Raw genomic sequence first — 16,478 nt, forward strand, 5'->3', positions numbered from 1 at the left:
GACTCACCGGCCGGCGACACAGTCGTCGGACGGCGACACAGTCGTCACCCGACGTGTTTCTCACCGCCGGGCGGGGCGGGACTGGTATGGTGTCTGCCACGAACAGGCCGACTGCCGTGTCCTACCAAGGCAACTTCGCGTTCACCGAACGGGATGTAGTGTTCGCACTCGCCGCGCTCGCCGCGGCTGGAGTCGTGTTCGCCGGTGCTGGAGCGGTGGGGTCAGGCGGCGGCGCTGGAGACGCGCAGGTCGTGAGCGACCACGCGACCACCGACCTCGGCGGCGCGTACCTCGCGTACAAGGCGTACAACAACGACCTCGACGCCGATAGTGCTCTCGCCGGTGGCTCGGCCGTCGTCAGCGGCACGGGGACGGCCGCGAGCGGCGCTGCCACGTACGTGAGCGCGTCCGGAACGGCCGCCGCGCTCGGTGCCGGTGCCGCCGCGACGGGAGGCGCGCTCGTACTCTAACCGCCCACCATCCTCTTTTATCAGACAATGGAGTACGTACTCGCCGCGTTGACGGGACTCGTAACGTTCGCGTGCTGGACCGTCGTCTTCCGACGGATGCTCGCTGACGTCGTCGAGACCGACACCATACTGGCCGCAGGCATCGCCGCTCCGATCGGAGTGGCAGTCTTCCTCGCATGGCGACTCGGGGCACCGTGGTACCGCTACGCCGTCCTCGCCGTCGTCGGTGCTGGGCTCGTCTTCTGTGCCGGCGTGCTCGTCAACGAGCGAACGAGTGCGAGCGGTCTCAGCGCCTGAATGCGGGCCGTGCTCGCCATCCGCCGCGCAGTCGTGACCGCTCGCTGGCACGTCGGCGCGGCCGCCGCACTCACCCTCGGTGGTGTGTTCCTCGGTTACGCGCTCGGGGGTACCGTGCCGACAACTGAGAGCACACAGTCGGCACCGACCGTGACAGTGTCGGCACCGGACGTCTTCGTGAACAACGCCCTCGCCGCCGGCTTCCTCGTCACCGGTGGTGTCCTCCTCGGCGTGCCGACCGCGATCGCGCTGATCCAGAACGGGGTGCTCGTCGGGTCGCTCGCGGCCACCGCCACGGCCGGAGGACACCCCGCCGTCTTCGTCGCACTACTGGCACCACACGCGGTGTTCGAACTGCCCGCGCTATGGCTCGCCGCGGCCGCCGGTTTCCGGGCCCCAGCGGGGCTCCTCGCCTACCTCCGGCGTCGCCGCGAGCGCCCAGTCTCGGCGCAGGACGTCCGCGACATCGTCGTACTCGTCGCGAGCGCCACGGTGCTCCTTTTGGTCGCGGCACTCGTCGAAGCCTACGTCTCGGTTCCGCTGGCGCGCGCGTTCAGCGCGTGAAGAGAGGATGGAGAGACCGTGTGAAGAGCCGAGTCCATGAGACGAGGTGACGCGCCGAGCGCGTCAGTCGCCGTTCAGTTCGATTTCCTTGATTTCGGTGATGCGCGAGTCCGCCTCGAGTTCCTCGCGGGCGGCGTCCGGGAGGTCGTCGTCGAGGTTGTAGACGGTGAGCGCTTCGCCGCCGTCGGTCTCGCGGGCGTTGAACATCCCGGCGATGTTGACGTCGTACTCGCCGAGCACCGTCCCGATGAAGCCGATGACGCCGGGTTCGTCGCGGTTGCGCGCGATGAGCATGTGGCCGTGCGGGATGGCGTCGACGCGGTAGCCGTCGATGGAGACGAGGCGCGGGTCGTCGCCCGCGAAGAGCGTCCCCGAGACCGAGAGTTCCTCGTCGCCGTCACCGACAGTGACGGTGACGAGGCTCTGGAAGTCAGCCGACGAGCGGCTCTTCGTCTCGGTGACGTCGATGCCGCGTTCCTCGGCGACCCGCGGGGCGTTCACGGCGTTGACGTTCCACTCGAGCGGCTCGAAGACGCCCTTCTGCGCGCTCGCAGTGACGAGGTCGACGTCCTCGGCGGCGATATCGCCGGCGTAGGAGACCTCGATGGAGTCGATGCGCTCGTCGAAGAGCTGGGCGGCGACTTTACCCGCGGTCTCGGCGAGGCCGATGTACGGCTGGATGCGCGGGAACGCGGACTCGTCGACCGAGGGCGCGTTCAGCGCGTTCAGGACGGGCTCGTCGTTGAACGCGGCGATGACCTGTTCGGCCGTCGAGACGGCGACGTGCTCCTGAGCGGCCTCCGTCGAGGCGCCGAGGTGCGGGGTGACGACGATGTCATCAACGTCAAGGATGTCGGCGTCCTCGGGGAGCGGCTCCTCCGCGAAGACGTCGACGGCGGCGCCCTTCATGACGCCCTCGTCGACGGCCTCGGCGAGCGCGTCCTCGTCGACGACGCCGCCGCGGGCGCAGTTCACGAGGTAGCCGCCTTCGAGGTTGGCGAGCGCCTCCTCGTCGATGAGGTTCTCCGTCTCGGGGGTGAGCGGGACGTGGACGGTGAGGAAGTCCGCGCGCTCGAGACACTCGTCGAGGTCGACGAGTTCGGCACCGAGCTGTTCGGCGCGCTCCTCGCCGATGTAGGGATCGTAGGCGACGAGGTCCATGCCGAGCGAGCCGAGTTTCTTCGCGACTTCCTGCCCGACGCGCCCGAGGCCGACGACGCCGAGGGTCTTGCCGTTGACTTCGGTGCCGAGGTAGTCGGACTTCGCCCACTCGCCGTCCTTCAGGCGGACGTGGGCCTGCGGGATGGAGCGCGCGGCGGCGAACGCCATCGCGACGGTGTGTTCGGCAGCGGCGCGAACGTTTCCTTCGGGGGCGTTCGCGACGATGACGCCGTGTTCGGTGGCGGCTTCGATGTCGATGTTGTCGACGCCGATGCCGGCGCGGCCGACGATGACGAGATCGGGAGCGGCCTCGAAGACGTCCTCGGTGACCTCCGTCCCGGAGCGGACGATGAGGGCGTTGGCGTCGGAAACGGCGTCGAGGAGCGCGTCGCCCTCGACGTCGTAGGCGGTCTCGACCTCGTGACCCGCTTCGCGGAGCACGTCCATGCCGGCGTCCGCGATGGGGTCGGTTACGAGTACCTTCATGCACGCGAAAAGCCCGTCCGACGCTTTAACCCTTTTCGCATAGGCGCGATTTGACGACGTTCGCGGCCGGAAAAATATACACAGGTGTGGGTAAATAGTCTCGTCTCAGTATGTGAAGTATACACATCCATCGGGTCGTGAGACGCGACCCCTTCGTTTCGGGTGGAACGTGGTGTGCGAACAGAAACCACTTGGGCGTTGGGGGGCGAACGCTCACCCGATGACACTGGTCGCGTTCGACTTCGACGGGACGCTCTCGGACTCCGAGATGATGGTACTCCTCGGCGAACAGTACGGCGTCGCCGAGGAAATCGGCGACATCACCGCGCGGGCGATGCGCGGTGAACTCTCCTACGCGGAGTCCCTCTACGAGCGCGCCGCGCTCCTCGAAGGTCTCCCCGAGCCCGAAGCGCAGGCCGCCTACGAACAGGTCTTCCTCCGCCCGGGCGCGGCGGAGCTCATCGAGGCGCTGAACGACGCCGGCCACACGACCGCCATCCTCACCGGCGGCTTCACCCCCGGCGTCGAGGCGGCGCTCGCGAAGGAGCACACCGAAGTCGACCACGTCGTTGCGAACGAACTCCCCGTCGAGGACGGCCACCTCACCGGCGACGCCGACGGCCCGCTCATCGAGGGGACGAAGGACGAGGCCCTCGAAAGCCTCTGCGTCGAAACCGGCACCGACCTCACGGACACCGTCGCAGTCGGCGACGGCGCGAACGACCTCCCGATGCTGAAAGTCGCGGGGACGTCCATCGGCTTCATCCCGAAGCCGGCGGTGCGCCCGCACTGCGACGTCATCGTCGCGACGATGCCGCGCCTCCAGCGCGTCTTCGAGGAAGACGGCCTGCTGTAGGTCGGCGCCATCGACACGACGCGGGCCCGCGAGAGGGACTGCCGTCGGACAGCCCTTCTCGGTCGCCAGAGTACGACAGGAGCGCCGGCGACGGGCACGCCGCCGGCCCCCTCGACAGAGCGAGTTTCAGGCCGTCTCGGCCGTCGTGACGTCCGTGTCGGCGTTCGACACGTCGTTCGACGCCTCGCTAGTCACGTCCGTCGCCGTGGCCTCGACGACCGGGGTGTCGGCGCGTGCGATCCGAATCGCGACGTAGGGGACGAGGAAGCCGAGCGCATAGCCGACGAAGTGCGAGTAGAGGTTGACGACGGCGCCGTCACCGACGACGGGGTCGGCGGGGTAGGCGACGAGCGGCGCGACGGCGAAGACGCCGAGGGCGGCGACGGGCGGGACGTCGACGGCGTGCGCGAGGAAGTCCCGCGGAAGCGCGCGAGCGAGCGAGAGCGCGTACGGGGCGGCGAGGAGCGCGGCGACGCCGGCAACGGGGAGCGCCGTCGGGTCGTTACGGCCGACGGCGGCGGCGGCGAGCGCGAGACCGCCGAGGAAGTAGACGGGGGCGTGGTCGAGGCGGACGCGGTCACAGCGGACGGTGATGGCGAGCGTCGCCGCGAGCGGGAGGAAGCCGACGTACGCGGTGACGACGGGGGAGAAGCCGTAGGTGAGTGCGTTCCACGCGAGTGGGAGTTCGGCGAGCGCCGCGGCAGGCGGGACGAGGAGGCACACACCGACGTGGACGGCCCGGAAGACGCCGGGCCGGCGCGCGCGGTGGACGCAGAGGTACCAGCAGAGCGGCGCGAGGACGGCGTAGCCGACGAGTGACGCGACGAGGTGTGTCGGCGTGAAGTGGACGACGGCGTTGGCGAGGAGGCCGAGGACGGTCGGCTCCGCCGGGTGGTAGGCGAGCGTCCGTTTGACGGCCGCCGGGAGGGCGTACGCCGCGAGGAGGACGACGACCGGCGTGCTGAGGAGGACGCTATCGGTCAGTCGTGGTCGCGGGAGACGGGCCATACCGACATAGTTGGCCAGAAGGTATATATACTTCAGTGTCGGCACGATTGTTAAACTACAGTATCACGACACGGTTTGCAGCCGCAATCGTACGCCGGCATCGACGCGTACCACGCGGAGAGACGGCTCTCACGGTCCAGACTCAGGTCCGTCGGCAATCAGTACCCAGTCCGTCGGCGTCGCGGACGGCGACGCCCGAAACGGGGGCGAGCGCCCTACTCCACGTAGACGCCGAGGAGTTTCCGCTCGGCGGCGCGGAGGTGTTGGTGGAACGTCGGCGCGGAGACGCCCATGGTCTCCGCGAGGTCCTCGGCCGTGCTGTCGCGCGGCCACTCGAAGTAGCCGCCGTAGTAGGCCGCCTCGAACGCCGCGCGCTGGCGCTCCGTCAGGCGGCTCAGCGCGTCCGTTCGGGTCTCCTCGGCGTCGTCCTCGCGCGTCCGCGAGCGCTGTGCGACCAACTCGATGTCGTCGACGACGTCGCGGATCGAGTCCGTCACCGTCCGCAGGTCGACGCCCTGCGGGAACTCCGCGAGCACGCGGACGTGGCCGTCGCGCACCGTCATCGACTTCAGACGGCCGCCGTGGCCCGCGACCGCCGTCGTGACGTGCGCGTCCGCCGTCGCCGCCTCGACGAGGACGTCGTCCTCTCGCTCTCCGACGATTCGGGCGTTTCGGTAGCGCTCCGAGTCCTCGAAGACGGCGAGCGCGTTCGCCGGGGACAGCCCCGACACCCGGACGTAGTGGATGTACTCGCCGTCACCGGCCGCCACCGTCCGCTCGAAGCGGAACGTCTCCTCGCCGTCGACCGGCACGCCGAGTTCCTCGGCGACCGACCGCGAGCGGTACTCCACCTGCACGACGTGCTCGCTCAACAGCGCCGCCTTCCGGTCGAGCGCCGCGATGGCGTGCCCGAGCGTCGTTCCGAGGCGGTCAAGCACCGTCCGCTCGGCCTCCCCGAAGACGTCGCGGCGGCCCGCAGAGACCACGAGCACGCCGTACGTCCCGCCCTCGTAGGCGATGGGGACGGCCGCCGTCGCCCACTCGCCGCCGTCGCTCACCGCCGTCACTGTCGCGTCCGTCTCAATGTCGCGGTCGGAGACGACCACGACGTCGTCCTCGCGCACCGCTCGCGTCGCGAGGTCAGCCACCTCAACGGGCATGTCGTCGCCACCGCTCGCGACGCGCGCCACGTCCGTGCCGGTCGTCCGCCCGACCCACGCGGCCGTGTACGGGCCGTCCGTGAGGCGGTCAGTGACGAGTTCCTCGACGGCCGAGCGGTTCGTCTGCTCGATGACCGCGTTCGAGACGTCGCTCGCCACGTCGTAGAGCGAGACGAGGTCGCTCAGGCGCTCGCGCTGCCGGCGGAGTTGGCGCTGGCGCGCTCGCCGTCGCGTCACGTCGCGCAACACGCCGACCCGACCGCCGTCGCCGAATGGCCCGAACCGGGCCTCCAGCGGCCGTTTGTCGCCGTGATCGGTCTCGATGGTGAAGGAGAGCGTCGCGGCGTCGCGCTCGCCCTCCCGCATCTCGTTCGTGAAGCGCCGCGCGCCCGAGACGACGCCCTCGCCGAGGACGTCCGCGGCGCGCCGCCCGAGCAGCTCGTCGCGCGTGAGGTCGAGCAGCTCGCAGTACGCCTCGTTGACGACCGTGAAACGCTCCTCCTCGTCGAGCGCGTAGACCCCGTCCCACACCGTCTCGACGATGGCCTCGTAGCGCTCGAGTTGGCGCTCGCGCTCGATGCGCTCGGTGACGTCCCGGAAGTAGACGGAGAGCCCCGTCTCGGAGGGGTAGGCGTTCACCTCGAAGTAGGCGTCCAGCGGCTCGAAGTACTCCGTGAACGTCACCGACTCCTGGGACTCCATCGCGCGCTCGTACTCCCGTTCGAAGTCCGTGTCGAGCGCCGCCGGGAAGACGTCCCAGACGTTCTCGCCGAGCATCGCCTCGGCGTCGCGCTCGAGGTACTCGGCGGCCCGGTCGTTCACGTAGGAGAACGTCCAGTCACGGTCGAGCGCGAAGAAGGCGTCCGACACCCGCTCGAACGTCTCGTCGAGTTCGTCCGCCAGAAACACCTCCCGCTCCTTCATCCGAGTGACGTCCTCGACGTAGCCCGAGAGCGTGCCGTCGGCGAGGCTCTCGCCGCGGTCACGCACCCAGCGGACGTCGTCGTCGGCCGTGACGATACGGTACGTGACGTCGTACTCGGTCCCGACGTCGACGGCGCGTTCGACATCGGTCCACGCCTGTTCTCGGTCGTCCGGGTGGACGACGTCGCGGACCCACGCGACGTCGCCGTCCTCGAACGACGTTCGACTGTACCCGGAGACGCGCGGTGCGGCGGAGCTGACGGCAGTCAGCGGCCGGTCGCGATCGAGCGGTCCCCGGTAGAGCATCTCCGGCAGGCGCTCGACGGCCGGCGCGAGCGCGTCCCGGACAGTTCCCCCTTCAGTCGGCATCTCTCCGCGGATACGCCGTGGAGCGGTATAAACTGACGCCCGTTTCCTACAGCAGCTCGACGAGCAGGCCCTTCTGGCCGTGCAGGCGGTTCTCAGCCTGCGCCCAGATGAGTTCGCGCTCGGACTCCATCACGTCGTCCGTAATCTCCTCGCCACGATGCGCGGGCAGGCAGTGGAGGACGCTCGGGTCGTCGGCGTGCGAGAGCAGTTCCTCGTTCAGCTGGAAGCCCTCGAAGTCCGCGACCTTCCGCTCGCGCTCCTCCTCCTCGCCCATGCTCACCCAGACGTCCGTGTAGACGACGTCCGCACCCTCGACGGCGGCGACGGGGTCGCGCGTCGTCGTCACGTCGCCCTCGAACTCGCTCGCGCGCTCGAGGGTGTCCTCGCTGAACCCGTATCCTTCGGGCGTGGCGGCGTTGACGTCGAGGCCGACCATCGCCGCGCCGACGAGGAAGGACGCGCCGACGTTGTTGCCGTCGCCGACCCACGCCACCGTCGTGTCCTCGAAGCCGTGGTGTTCGCGGATGGTGAGGAGGTCCGCAACGGTCTGTGCGGGGTGGGCGTCGCTCGAGAGGCCGTTGATGACCGGCACCTCGGCGTACTCCGCGAGTTCGAGCATGTCGTCGTGGGACTTCACGCGCGCCATCACGGCGTCCACGTAGCCCGAGAGCGCGCGGGCCGTGTCCTTCACGGGTTCGCCGCGACCCAGTTGGATGTCGTCCTTCCCGAGGAACACCGCGTGGCCGCCGAGCTCGGTCATCCCCACCTCGAAGGACACCCGGGTCCGAGTGCTCGGGCGCTCGAAGAGCATCCCGAGGCTCGCCCCTTCGAGTCGCGCCGGGGGCTCTTTCTCGCCCGTCTTCATCGCGAGGGCGTTGTCGAGCACGCGGTGCAGCTGCGGGACGTCGAAGTCGTCGATGTCGATGAGGTTCATGGCTGTAGTCTCTCTGCGGCCGCCGTCAGGACGGCGACGCCGCGGTCGTACTCCTCCAGGTCGATGCGCTCGTCGGGCGCGTGGTCGAGCGAGGAGTCGCCGGGGCCGTAGGTCGCCATCGGGCAGTCCCACGCCCCCCGGTAGATGTTCATGTCGCTGGTACCGGTCTTGCGGAGGTGTGTCGCCTCCCCGTCGGCGCCGCGGATACCCGCGCGCAGCGCCGCCGCCACGCGGTTGCGCGGCGACTCCATCACGGGCGGGATGGCGTCCGTCCACTCCACGTCGACGGTCGCCTCCTCGCCGACGTACGTCGGGAGCGCGTCCTCGACGGTCGCGCGGACGTCCGCGACGGTCAGCGCTGGCGGGACGCGGAGTTGGGCCTCCACCGTCGACTCGAACGCGAGGCCGTCCTCGGTGACGCCCCCGTCCATCGCGACGGGTTTCGTCGTCACCTGCTCGAAGACGGCGGAGTCGCCCTCCTCGTCGAAGGCCGTCTCGACGTCGTGCCACCAGTCCATCGCGTACTCGAGGGCGTTCGGCCCCGGCCGGGAGGTGTGTGCCGACGGCGTCTCCGCGACGAACTGGCCCTTCACGAACCCGCGATAGCCGAGCGTCACGGCGTCCCAGCCGGACGGCTCGCCGTTGATGACGGCGTCCGGTTGGTCGCGCGTCTCCACGAGGTGGCGCGCACCCCGCGAACTCGTCTCCTCGCCGACGACGCCGACGAAGGAGACGCCGGTGCGCGCGGCCGCGACGGCCATCGCCGCGAGCGGGCCCTTCGCGTCACAGGCGCCGCGCCCCCAGAGCTCGCCGCTCGCCTCGCGGACGGGGATGTCGCCGGGGACGGTGTCCATGTGGCTCGTCAGGAGGACGCTGTCGTCCGCGGGCGCACGGACGTTCCCGACGTCGTCGAGGTAGGCCTCGCGGTCGTGCGCCTCGAAGTAGGCGACGAGGCGTTCCGCGACGGCACGCTCCTCGCCCGAGACGGAGGGCGTCTCCACGAGGTCGCGCAGGAGCTCGCGAGGCTCGGTCATAGCGTCGCGTGGAGCGCGTCCACCACCCGCTGGCAGTGCTCCTCCGTGACGGTGAGCGGCGGGAGGAAGCGCACGACGGTGCGGCCCGCGGGGAGCGCGAGGACGCCGTGTTCGATGGCGAGGTCGCGCAGCACTGCGTTCGCGCCCGTCTTCACCTCGACGCCGACCATCAGGCCGCGACCCCGAACGTCGCGGATGGTGTCCGTCTCCGCCGCGAGGCCTTCGAGGCTCTCGCGGAACGCCGCGCCGACGTCACGAGCGTGCGCGGGCACGTCGTCGGCGACGAGCGTTTCGAGCGTCGCGTTCGCCGCCGCACACGGGACGGGGCCACCGGAGAACGTCGACCCGTGGTTGCCGGGGTCTTCCGCAATCCACGGTTTGACCATCGTCGCGCCCATCGGCAGGCCGTTCGCGATGCCCTTCGCGGCAGTGACGATGTCGGGGTCGACGCCCTCACCCTCGACCGCCCAGAGGTCGCCGGTGCGGCCGATTCCGGTCTGAATCTCGTCGGCGATGAACGCCGCGCCAGCCTCGTCGGTGACGTCGCGGACGTGCTGGAGGTACCCCGCAGGTGCGGGGTTGACACCGCCCTCGCCCTGAATGGGTTCGAGGATGACCGCCGCCGTCTCCTCGTCGACGGCCTCGCTTATCGCCTCCTCGTCGCCGTACGGGACAAACTCGACGTCGCCCGCGAGCGGGCCGAATCCCTCCTTGTACTCGTCCTTCCACGTCGCGGCGAGCGCGCCCATCGTCCGGCCGTGGAACGCCTGCATCGTCGCGACAATCTTCGAGCGTCCCGTCGCGTGCCGGGCGAACTTCAGCGCCGCCTCGTTCGCCTCCGTGCCGGAGTTGCAGAGCCAGACCTTCTCGCAGTCCCCGGGCGCGAGCGCCGCGAGTCGGTCGTAGAGCTCGGTGCGCGCCTCCACCGGGTAGGAGCCCTGCACGTAGGTGAGCTCGGCGGCCTGCTCCTGGACGGCCTCCGTGACCGTCGGGTGCGAGTGGCCGAGCGGCGTACAGGCGTAGGACGCGCCGAAGTCGAGGTAGTCGGTGCCGCGCGACCCGGTGAGCGTGACGCCCTGCCCGGACTCGATCTGGATGGGTTTCTCGCCGAAGACGAAGGATGCCTCAGACATCTACGGACTCCCCACGGGGTGGAGCCCCGTGAACTCTAGGCCGGCAGTCTCCTCGAAGCCGAGCGCGACGTTCGCCGCGTGGACCGCCTGCCCGGCCGATCCCTTCATCATGTTGTCGATGGCGCTGAAGACGACGATGCGGTCGTTGCGCTCGTCGAGTTCGAAGCCGACCTCCGCGTAGTTCGACCCCGCCACCGCCTTCGGTTCGGGGTAGCGGTAGACGCCGCCGCCGCCCGCGACGAGGCGGACGAACGGTTCGTCGCCGTACTGCTCGCGGAACGCGCTCCACATGTCCTTCGTCGCCGGGAGTTCGTCCGGATAGACGTGGCAGGTGGCGGCGGAGCCGCGAATCATGTCGACGGCGTGCACCGTGAAGGAGACCTGCAGGTCGAGGTAGGCCTCGATTTCGGCCTCGTGACGGTGGCGGGTCGGCGCGTACGGGCGGACGACGCCGGAGCGCTCGGGATGACTCGAGGCCGCGCCGCCGCCCGCGCCGCCCTCCGAGGAACCGACCTTGACGTCGGCGACCACCTGGTCCTCGGGTGTGAGGATGCCCGCCTCGACGAGCGGCAGGAGGCCGAGCATCGTCGACGTGGCGTTACAGCCACCCGAGGCGATGAGGTCCGCGCCCGCGAGGTTCTCGCGGTTGAGTTCGGGGAGCGCGTACTCCGCATCGGCGAGGTGTTCGGGCGCGACGTGGCCGTCGTACCAGACGTCGTAGAGCTCCGCGTCGGGGAGCCGGAAGTCCGCCGAGAGGTCGACGACAGTGTCCGCAAGGTCGCGGTACTCCTCGATGTGTTCCATCGTGACGCCGTGGGGTGTGCAGACGAAGAGGACGTCCACCGGCGCCAGCGAATCGGGCGCGACGAAGCGCAAATCGAGCCCGCGCAGGTTCGGGTGGACGGAGCCCACCGTCTTGTTCGCGTACTCGCGGCTCGTCGTCTGTGCGATCTCGAACTCGGGATGACCCGAGAGCAGCCGGAGGAGTTCGCCACCGGTGAAGCCGCTGCCGCCGACGACGCTCGCCGACGTCATAGGCCGACCTCCGCGTCGCCGTTCGCGTTCGCGGCCTCGGCCTTCGCCTCTAGCCAGTCGACCACGGTACCGGGCACGTCCGCCTCGACGGCGTCGTTCAGCGCCTTGAACTCGACGGTGTGGTTCACTTCGGGCACCGTATAGCCGTCGCCCGTCTCCATGATGTCCACGCCGAGCAGGCCGCCCCCGACGGCCTCGCTGGCCTCGCGAGCGAGCGCGCGGACCTCCTCGTCGAGTTCGAACTCGGTGGTCTCCGCGCCCTTCGCGGCGTTCGTCAGCCAGTGCTCGGAGGAGCGCGCCATCGCCGCGACCGGCTCGCCGTCAACCGTCAGGACGCGCAGGTCACGGCCCGGCTTCTCGACGAACTCCTGGACGTAGAAGACGGAGTGCTCGTAGTGGCCGAGCGTCTTCTTGTGTTCGAGGATGGCCTCGGCGGCGCTCTCCGACTCGATTTTCGCGAGGAGCCGCCCCCACGAGCCCACGACGGGCTTGATGACGCAGGGATAGCCGAACTCCTCGATGGCCTCCATCGCGGAGTCGACGTCGAAGGCGACGGTCGTCGCGGGCGTCGGGACGCCGGCGGCCTCGAGCTTCACGCTCGTCTTCGCCTTGTCCGCGCAGACGTCCGCCGTCCGTGCGCTGTTGACGACCGGAATCCCGTAGGACTCGCAGAACGTCGTCGCGTACTTGCTCCGCGAGGTCGCCATACACCGGTCGAGGACGACGTCACACGACACGAGCGCCTCCGGCGGGTCGCCGACGCCGAAGCGCTGCTTGCGGACGTCCACCTTCTCGACGTCGTGGCCGCGCTCGCGGAGCTCCGTGAGGAGGAGTTTCTCGTCCTTCCGGATGCGCGAGTAGAGGAGGCCGATCTTCACGCGGACCACCCCGTGTGCGTCGTCCTCATTACCTTATTCCCCCCAGTCTTCGGCGAGCTCGGGCGCTTCCTCGAGCGTCACGGGGTCGTCGTCGACGACTTCGAGTTCGGCACCGCAGGTGCCACAGTCGACGATTTCGCCGACTTCGAGGTCGTCGTGCAGGTCGAGTTCCGCTCCGCACTGGATGCATTCGGTCATTACACCCAATGCTTCACCCTCCACTAACTTATAGCTGGCGGACCTAACAGTGAATTTACAAGAACGCGTACCCGACTCTACCGGCGTTAGGAACGCCAAATGAGGCGAAACCCGAATTCCGTTTCCAATGATGGAATAGTTATATTTTGCCCCAAACGGGGCGGCGGCGCGAGTCGTCGCGCCGCTGGTCGTCGCACTCGTCGTCGACGTCGTCGCAGCGGGCCGGTCTCAGACATAGCTCGCCACCTCCTCGACGAGTACCTCCTCGGCCGCCGCGAGCGAGTCCGCACGGGCGGTCGCCGCGTCCGCGTGTGCCTCACAGCCCTCGAGCGCCGCCGCCAGCGTCTCCGCCACCGCCTCCGGTGCCGGGCCGCCCGCCGAGTCGCGCGACGCCACGCTCGCAGTCGGGTCCAGCGCCGCCTCCACGGCCTCGCGCTCAGCCAGCGAGTCGATGCCCTCGCCGAGCACGTCCTCGCAGGCCGAATCGAGCGCGTCGTAGTCCGCGCCGCGTTCGGCTGCCGTCGCGACGACCTCGTGGGCCGTCCGGAACGGGATGCCGTGCATCGCGAGCAGGTCCGCGACGCCCGTCGCCGTCGAGAATCCCTCGCCGGCCGCGGCTTCGAGGTCCTCGGCGGGCCACTCCGCCGTCGCCACCGCGCCCGCCGCGACGTCCGTCGCCTCCACGACGGCGTCCGCAACGCGCCACGCGTGCGGCGAGGCGTTCTGCAGGTCGCGGTTGTACGCGCGCGGCAGTCCCTTCAGCGTCGTCAGCAGGCCCTGCAAACCACCGTAGGCGTCGCCCGCCGTCGAGCGCACGAGTTCGAGCGTGTCCGGGTTCTTCTTCTGGGGCATGATGGAGGACGTTGAGGCGTAGTCGTCGTCGAGTTCGACGAACCCCTTGTTCGCGAAGACGACGAGGTCCTCCGCAAGTCCAGAGAGCGTCGTCGCGAGGCCCGCGAACGCCGCCGAGCCCTCCACGAGGAAATCCCGTGCGGAGACGGCGTCCATCGAGTTCGCCAGCACCGACTCGAAGCCCAGCAGCTCCGCGGTGCGCTCGCGGTCCACGTCGAAGGGTGTCCCGGCGAACGCCGCCGAGCCGAGCGGCGAGCGGTTCGTCCGGTCGAACGCGTCCAGGAGGCGTTCGGTGTCGCGCGCGAGCGCCGCCTCGTAGGAGAGCGCCCAGTGCGCGACGGTCGTCGGCTGTGCGGGCTGCAGGTGCGTGTAGCCCGGCATCACCGTCTCCGTGTGTTCCTCCGCGACCTCGCAGAGCGCCTCGCGGGCCGCGACCACGGTGTCGACGGCTTCCAGCAGGGCCGCGCGATACTGGTAGCGCAGACACGCCGCCACCTCGTCGTTGCGCGAGCGGGCGGTGTGCATCCGGCCGCCCTCGGGGCCGACGCGCTCGATGACCGCTGTCTCGATGGCCTCGTGGATGTCCTCACCATCGGGCAGGGCCTCGAAACCCTCGTGCTCCACGTCGTCGAGGGCGTCGAGAATCGCGCCGGCGTCCGCCGTGTCGATGATGTCCTGCTCGGCGAGCATCACGACGTGCGCGCGGTCGACGGCGAGGTCCGCCTCGAAGAGCCGGTCGTCGAACTCCATCGAGGAGAGGAACGACCGGGCGGGCCCGCCCGCGAAGCGCTCGCGGCGCACCACCGTCTCGGAGTCCTCGCCGTCGCTCATCGGTCTAGTCCTCCGTCTCCGTGTCGCCCGCGCCGTCCGTCGCGAGTTCGGGCTTCGCCTTCTTCTCCGCGTCGCGTGCGAGACGCGCCTGGAAGCCGTGGTACTTCGCGACGCCCGTCGCGTCAGCCTGCTCGATACCCATCACCGTCTCCGTGTTGAAGGAGGCCGCCTCCTCGGAGTAGACCGCGTACTCGCTCTCGCGGGCGACCGGGCGGGCCTGCCCGCCCTCGAACTTGATGGTGACAGTCCCGGTGACCTTCTCGTTGGCCTGCATCAGGTAGGCGTCGAGCGCGTCCATGTGCGGCGAGTCGAGGAGCCCCTTGTAGGCCTGCTGGGACCACTCCTCGTCGACGGTCTGCTTGAAGTCGCGCTCGTCCTTCGTCAGGACGAGGCCCTCGAGTGCCTCGTGGGCCTTCAGGAGTGTCGTCGCGGCCGGGTGCTCGTAGTTCTCGCGCACCTTCAGGCCAAGGATGCGGTCCTCCATCAGGTCCGTGCGGCCGACCCCGTAGGAGCCCGCGAGCTCGTTCAGGTGCTCGATGAGCTCGACGGGGTCCATCGCCTCGCCGTCGACCTTCTTCGGGACGCCGGCGTCGAACTCGATTTCGACGAGCTCGGTCTCGTCACTCGGCTGGCTCGTCCACTCGTAGATGTCCTCCGGCGGGACGTAGCCGGGGTCCTCGAGCTGGCCGCCCTCGATGGAGCGGCTCCAGAGGTTCGTGTCGATGCTCCACGTACCGCCGTCGCCGGCCTCGACGGGCAGGTCCTTCTCCGCGGCGTACTCGATCTCCCATTCGCGGGTCAGGCCCATCTCGCGGACCGGCGCGATGACCTCCATGTCGGTCGCGCGCCAGACGGCCTCGAAGCGGAGCTGGTCGTTGCCCTTCCCCGTGCAGCCGTGCGCGAGGCCCGTACAGCCGTGCTCCTCGGCGACGTCGAGGATGGCGTTCGCGATGACGGGGCGCGCGAGCGCCGTCCCGAGCGGGTAGCCCTCGTAGTCGGCGTTCGCGCCGACGGCGTCCATGCAGACCTCGGCGAACTCCTCGGTGGCGTCGACGACGTAGTGCTCGAGGCCGAGCGCCTCGGCGGTCTCGTAGGCCTCCTCGAACTCCTCCTCGGGCTGGCCGACGTCGACGGTGACGCCGATGACGTCGTCGTAGCCGTACTCTTCTTTCAGCAGCGGGACGCAGACGGTCGTGTCGAGCCCGCCCGAGAAGGCGAGCGCGACGGTTTCGTTCTCGGACATTGTGTGCGTGTGGTGTGGTAGTGGTGGTCAGTGAGACGACGATACAGTGGGGTTCGCGGGGACGTCCGTAGAACCTCGGTGCCGGGGTAGTAGGTAGAATGGGGTCTAAGGGGACCCCGGTCGTCGTCGTCGGACGGCCGCGCCGCTCGTGGAGAAAGCGGACGTGGTGGCGGCGGACCGTGCCATGGTTGTTCATCCATTGCGCAGTCGCCGTATTAAGGACTTTCGACCCTGCAAGACTTGTCTGGCACGGGAGACCACACCATAGCGGTGTGGCCGCCGTTTTTTCCGCTCGTCCCGCGTATCGAGGCGTATGGACATCGACACCGCGGACGTCGTGAAAGCCGCCCTCGCGCTCCTCCTCGCGTGGCTCGTCCTCCGTGCGCTCTCCGTTCTCCTCCACGCGCTCGCCGTCGCCGCCGGCGTCACGCTCGTCGTCCTCGCCGTCGGGGCCGCCGCCTACTGGTACCTGAAGAAAAGGTAGTTAGGCGCTCGCGGCCCTAGGGCGTCCGTGTACAGCGTCAGCGTTCCCGTACCGCCCGAGGTGCGCGAGCTCATCCGCGAGTTCCGCCCCCTCCTCACCGGCTTCGACCGCGTTCGCGGCCAGCGCACCGCGACGCTCGTCGTGAAGCGCCTCGACGCCGCCGACCGCCGCGAGTACCTCCGCGCCGCCCGCCAGGCCAAACAGGCCCTCCGCGGCGCGCCGACGTTCGACGTCCGCATCAGCGACGTCGGCGTCTTCGAGGAGCCGACCGGCGGCACCGCGCCCGTCGTCTACCTCGCCGTGGAGAGCCCCGGCCTCTGGACGGTCCACCGACAGCTCGTCGCCGAACTCGGCCGCATCCCCGAACTCGAAGGCGACGATTACACCCCTCATGTCACGCTCGCCCGCGACGGCCCGCGCGAGGCCGTCGAGCGCGTGCGCGACTACGACTTCGAGCCCGTGACGTGGACCGTCGAGGAACTCGAGTTCTACGACGCCGAGAACAAGGAGCGCATCGAGTCCGTCTCCCTCCCCGCCTGAGCGACTCCAACACTTTTGGTG

At 69.5% G+C, this 16,478-nt stretch carries 17 protein-coding genes; 6 read left to right on the forward strand and 11 right to left on the reverse strand.

Going from position 1 to position 16,478, the window contains the following annotated elements:
• The first annotated feature begins 86 nt into the window (after positions 1-86).
• From ACQUS8_RS07260 to ACQUS8_RS07270, 3 genes are read left to right on the forward strand one after another with little or no spacing between them, the layout of a single operon-like run.
• The gene (locus tag ACQUS8_RS07260; RefSeq protein WP_435098981.1) at positions 87-470 is read left to right on the forward strand and encodes a hypothetical protein; all 384 of its coding nucleotides are present in this window, start codon (positions 87-89) and stop codon (positions 468-470) included.
• A 27-nt stretch (positions 471-497) separates the two neighbouring features.
• Positions 498-767 carry a hypothetical protein gene (locus ACQUS8_RS07265; protein WP_435098983.1) on the forward strand — a complete coding sequence of 90 codons (270 nt, stop codon included), beginning with the start codon at positions 498-500 and terminating at the stop codon, positions 765-767.
• Positions 768-1,331, forward strand: a complete 564-nt coding sequence (locus tag ACQUS8_RS07270; protein ID WP_435098985.1) for a stage II sporulation protein M — start codon at positions 768-770, stop codon at positions 1,329-1,331.
• A gap of 63 nt (positions 1,332-1,394) precedes the next feature.
• Here ACQUS8_RS07270 and serA read toward each other — a convergent pair whose 3' ends face one another.
• Positions 1,395-2,978, reverse strand: coding sequence for a phosphoglycerate dehydrogenase (gene serA / locus ACQUS8_RS07275; RefSeq protein ID WP_435098987.1), 1,584 nt, complete (start codon positions 2,976-2,978; stop codon positions 1,395-1,397).
• Between the two features lie 220 nt (positions 2,979-3,198).
• Between serA and serB the strand changes: the two genes are divergently transcribed.
• On the forward strand, positions 3,199-3,834 hold the full coding sequence (gene serB / locus ACQUS8_RS07280) for a phosphoserine phosphatase SerB (RefSeq protein WP_435098989.1): 636 nt from the start codon (positions 3,199-3,201) through the stop codon (positions 3,832-3,834).
• Between the two features lie 126 nt (positions 3,835-3,960).
• Here the strand turns inward: serB and ACQUS8_RS07285 are convergent, their stop codons facing one another.
• From ACQUS8_RS07285 to ACQUS8_RS07330, 10 genes are all read right to left on the reverse strand, one after another.
• Positions 3,961-4,842 carry a hypothetical protein gene (locus tag ACQUS8_RS07285; protein ID WP_435098991.1) on the reverse strand — a complete coding sequence of 294 codons (882 nt, stop codon included), beginning with the start codon at positions 4,840-4,842 and terminating at the stop codon, positions 3,961-3,963.
• A 215-nt stretch (positions 4,843-5,057) separates the two neighbouring features.
• Complete coding sequence (locus ACQUS8_RS07290) at positions 5,058-7,295, reverse strand: bacterio-opsin activator domain-containing protein (protein ID WP_435098993.1); 2,238 nt, start codon at positions 7,293-7,295, stop codon at positions 5,058-5,060.
• 46 nt (positions 7,296-7,341) lie between these two features.
• Positions 7,342-8,229: an ornithine carbamoyltransferase gene (gene argF / locus ACQUS8_RS07295; protein WP_435098995.1), complete on the reverse strand. Its 888-nt coding sequence runs from the start codon at positions 8,227-8,229 to the stop codon at positions 7,342-7,344.
• Positions 8,226-9,263: a [LysW]-lysine hydrolase gene (locus tag ACQUS8_RS07300; RefSeq protein ID WP_435098997.1), complete on the reverse strand. Its 1,038-nt coding sequence runs from the start codon at positions 9,261-9,263 to the stop codon at positions 8,226-8,228. Before ACQUS8_RS07300 ends, argF begins: the two co-directional genes overlap by 4 nt.
• Positions 9,260-10,396, reverse strand: coding sequence for an aspartate aminotransferase family protein (locus ACQUS8_RS07305; RefSeq protein ID WP_435098999.1), 1,137 nt, complete (start codon positions 10,394-10,396; stop codon positions 9,260-9,262). The genes ACQUS8_RS07300 and ACQUS8_RS07305 overlap by 4 nt, the downstream gene beginning before the upstream one ends.
• Positions 10,397-11,431 carry an N-acetyl-gamma-glutamyl-phosphate reductase gene (gene argC / locus ACQUS8_RS07310; protein ID WP_435099001.1) on the reverse strand — a complete coding sequence of 345 codons (1,035 nt, stop codon included), beginning with the start codon at positions 11,429-11,431 and terminating at the stop codon, positions 10,397-10,399.
• Positions 11,428-12,309: a lysine biosynthesis protein LysX gene (lysX, locus tag ACQUS8_RS07315; RefSeq protein WP_435099258.1), complete on the reverse strand. Its 882-nt coding sequence runs from the start codon at positions 12,307-12,309 to the stop codon at positions 11,428-11,430. The genes argC and lysX overlap by 4 nt, the downstream gene beginning before the upstream one ends.
• Positions 12,310-12,342: 33 nt before the next feature.
• Complete coding sequence (gene lysW / locus ACQUS8_RS07320) at positions 12,343-12,507, reverse strand: lysine biosynthesis protein LysW (RefSeq protein ID WP_435099003.1); 165 nt, start codon at positions 12,505-12,507, stop codon at positions 12,343-12,345.
• Positions 12,508-12,735: 228 nt separating this feature from the next.
• Positions 12,736-14,190 (reverse strand): argininosuccinate lyase, encoded by a 1,455-nt coding sequence (gene argH / locus ACQUS8_RS07325; RefSeq protein ID WP_435099005.1) that lies wholly within the window; start codon positions 14,188-14,190, stop codon positions 12,736-12,738.
• Between the two features lie 4 nt (positions 14,191-14,194).
• Entirely contained in the window at positions 14,195-15,433 is a 1,239-nt protein-coding gene (locus ACQUS8_RS07330; protein ID WP_435099007.1) for an argininosuccinate synthase, read from the reverse strand.
• A 313-nt stretch (positions 15,434-15,746) separates the two neighbouring features.
• Here ACQUS8_RS07330 and ACQUS8_RS07335 point away from each other — a divergent pair, with 313 nt between their 5' ends.
• Positions 15,747-15,917 (forward strand): hypothetical protein, encoded by a 171-nt coding sequence (locus ACQUS8_RS07335; protein ID WP_435099009.1) that lies wholly within the window; start codon positions 15,747-15,749, stop codon positions 15,915-15,917.
• A 27-nt stretch (positions 15,918-15,944) separates the two neighbouring features.
• Positions 15,945-16,457, forward strand: a complete 513-nt coding sequence (locus tag ACQUS8_RS07340; protein ID WP_435099011.1) for a 2'-5' RNA ligase family protein — start codon at positions 15,945-15,947, stop codon at positions 16,455-16,457.
• Positions 16,458-16,478 lie beyond the last annotated feature (21 nt).

Source organism: Halarchaeum sp. P4 (assembly GCF_051195175.1).
GTDB lineage: Archaea > Halobacteriota > Halobacteria > Halobacteriales > Halobacteriaceae > Halarchaeum.

Excerpts from the sequence above, each read along its gene's own strand:
- ACQUS8_RS07300 (WP_435098997.1), bottom strand. The coding sequence starts at position 9,263 with ATGACCGAGCCTCGCGAGCTCCTGCGCGACCTCGTGGAGACGCCCTCC.
- ACQUS8_RS07335 (WP_435099009.1), top strand. The coding sequence starts at position 15,747 with ATGGACATCGACACCGCGGACGTCGTGAAAGCCGCCCTCGCGCTCCTC.
- serB (WP_435098989.1), top strand. The coding sequence starts at position 3,199 with ATGACACTGGTCGCGTTCGACTTCGACGGGACGCTCTCGGACTCCGAG.
- argF (WP_435098995.1), bottom strand. The coding sequence starts at position 8,229 with ATGAACCTCATCGACATCGACGACTTCGACGTCCCGCAGCTGCACCGC.
- argH (WP_435099005.1), bottom strand. The coding sequence starts at position 14,190 with ATGAGCGACGGCGAGGACTCCGAGACGGTGGTGCGCCGCGAGCGCTTC.
- ACQUS8_RS07260 (WP_435098981.1), top strand. The coding sequence starts at position 87 with ATGGTGTCTGCCACGAACAGGCCGACTGCCGTGTCCTACCAAGGCAAC.
- ACQUS8_RS07305 (WP_435098999.1), bottom strand. The coding sequence starts at position 10,396 with ATGTCTGAGGCATCCTTCGTCTTCGGCGAGAAACCCATCCAGATCGAG.
- serA (WP_435098987.1), bottom strand. The coding sequence starts at position 2,978 with ATGAAGGTACTCGTAACCGACCCCATCGCGGACGCCGGCATGGACGTG.
- argC (WP_435099001.1), bottom strand. The coding sequence starts at position 11,431 with ATGACGTCGGCGAGCGTCGTCGGCGGCAGCGGCTTCACCGGTGGCGAA.
- lysW (WP_435099003.1), bottom strand. The coding sequence starts at position 12,507 with ATGACCGAATGCATCCAGTGCGGAGCGGAACTCGACCTGCACGACGAC.
- ACQUS8_RS07330 (WP_435099007.1), bottom strand. The coding sequence starts at position 15,433 with ATGTCCGAGAACGAAACCGTCGCGCTCGCCTTCTCGGGCGGGCTCGAC.
- ACQUS8_RS07270 (WP_435098985.1), top strand. The coding sequence starts at position 768 with ATGCGGGCCGTGCTCGCCATCCGCCGCGCAGTCGTGACCGCTCGCTGG.
- ACQUS8_RS07285 (WP_435098991.1), bottom strand. The coding sequence starts at position 4,842 with ATGGCCCGTCTCCCGCGACCACGACTGACCGATAGCGTCCTCCTCAGC.
- ACQUS8_RS07265 (WP_435098983.1), top strand. The coding sequence starts at position 498 with ATGGAGTACGTACTCGCCGCGTTGACGGGACTCGTAACGTTCGCGTGC.
- ACQUS8_RS07290 (WP_435098993.1), bottom strand. The coding sequence starts at position 7,295 with ATGCCGACTGAAGGGGGAACTGTCCGGGACGCGCTCGCGCCGGCCGTC.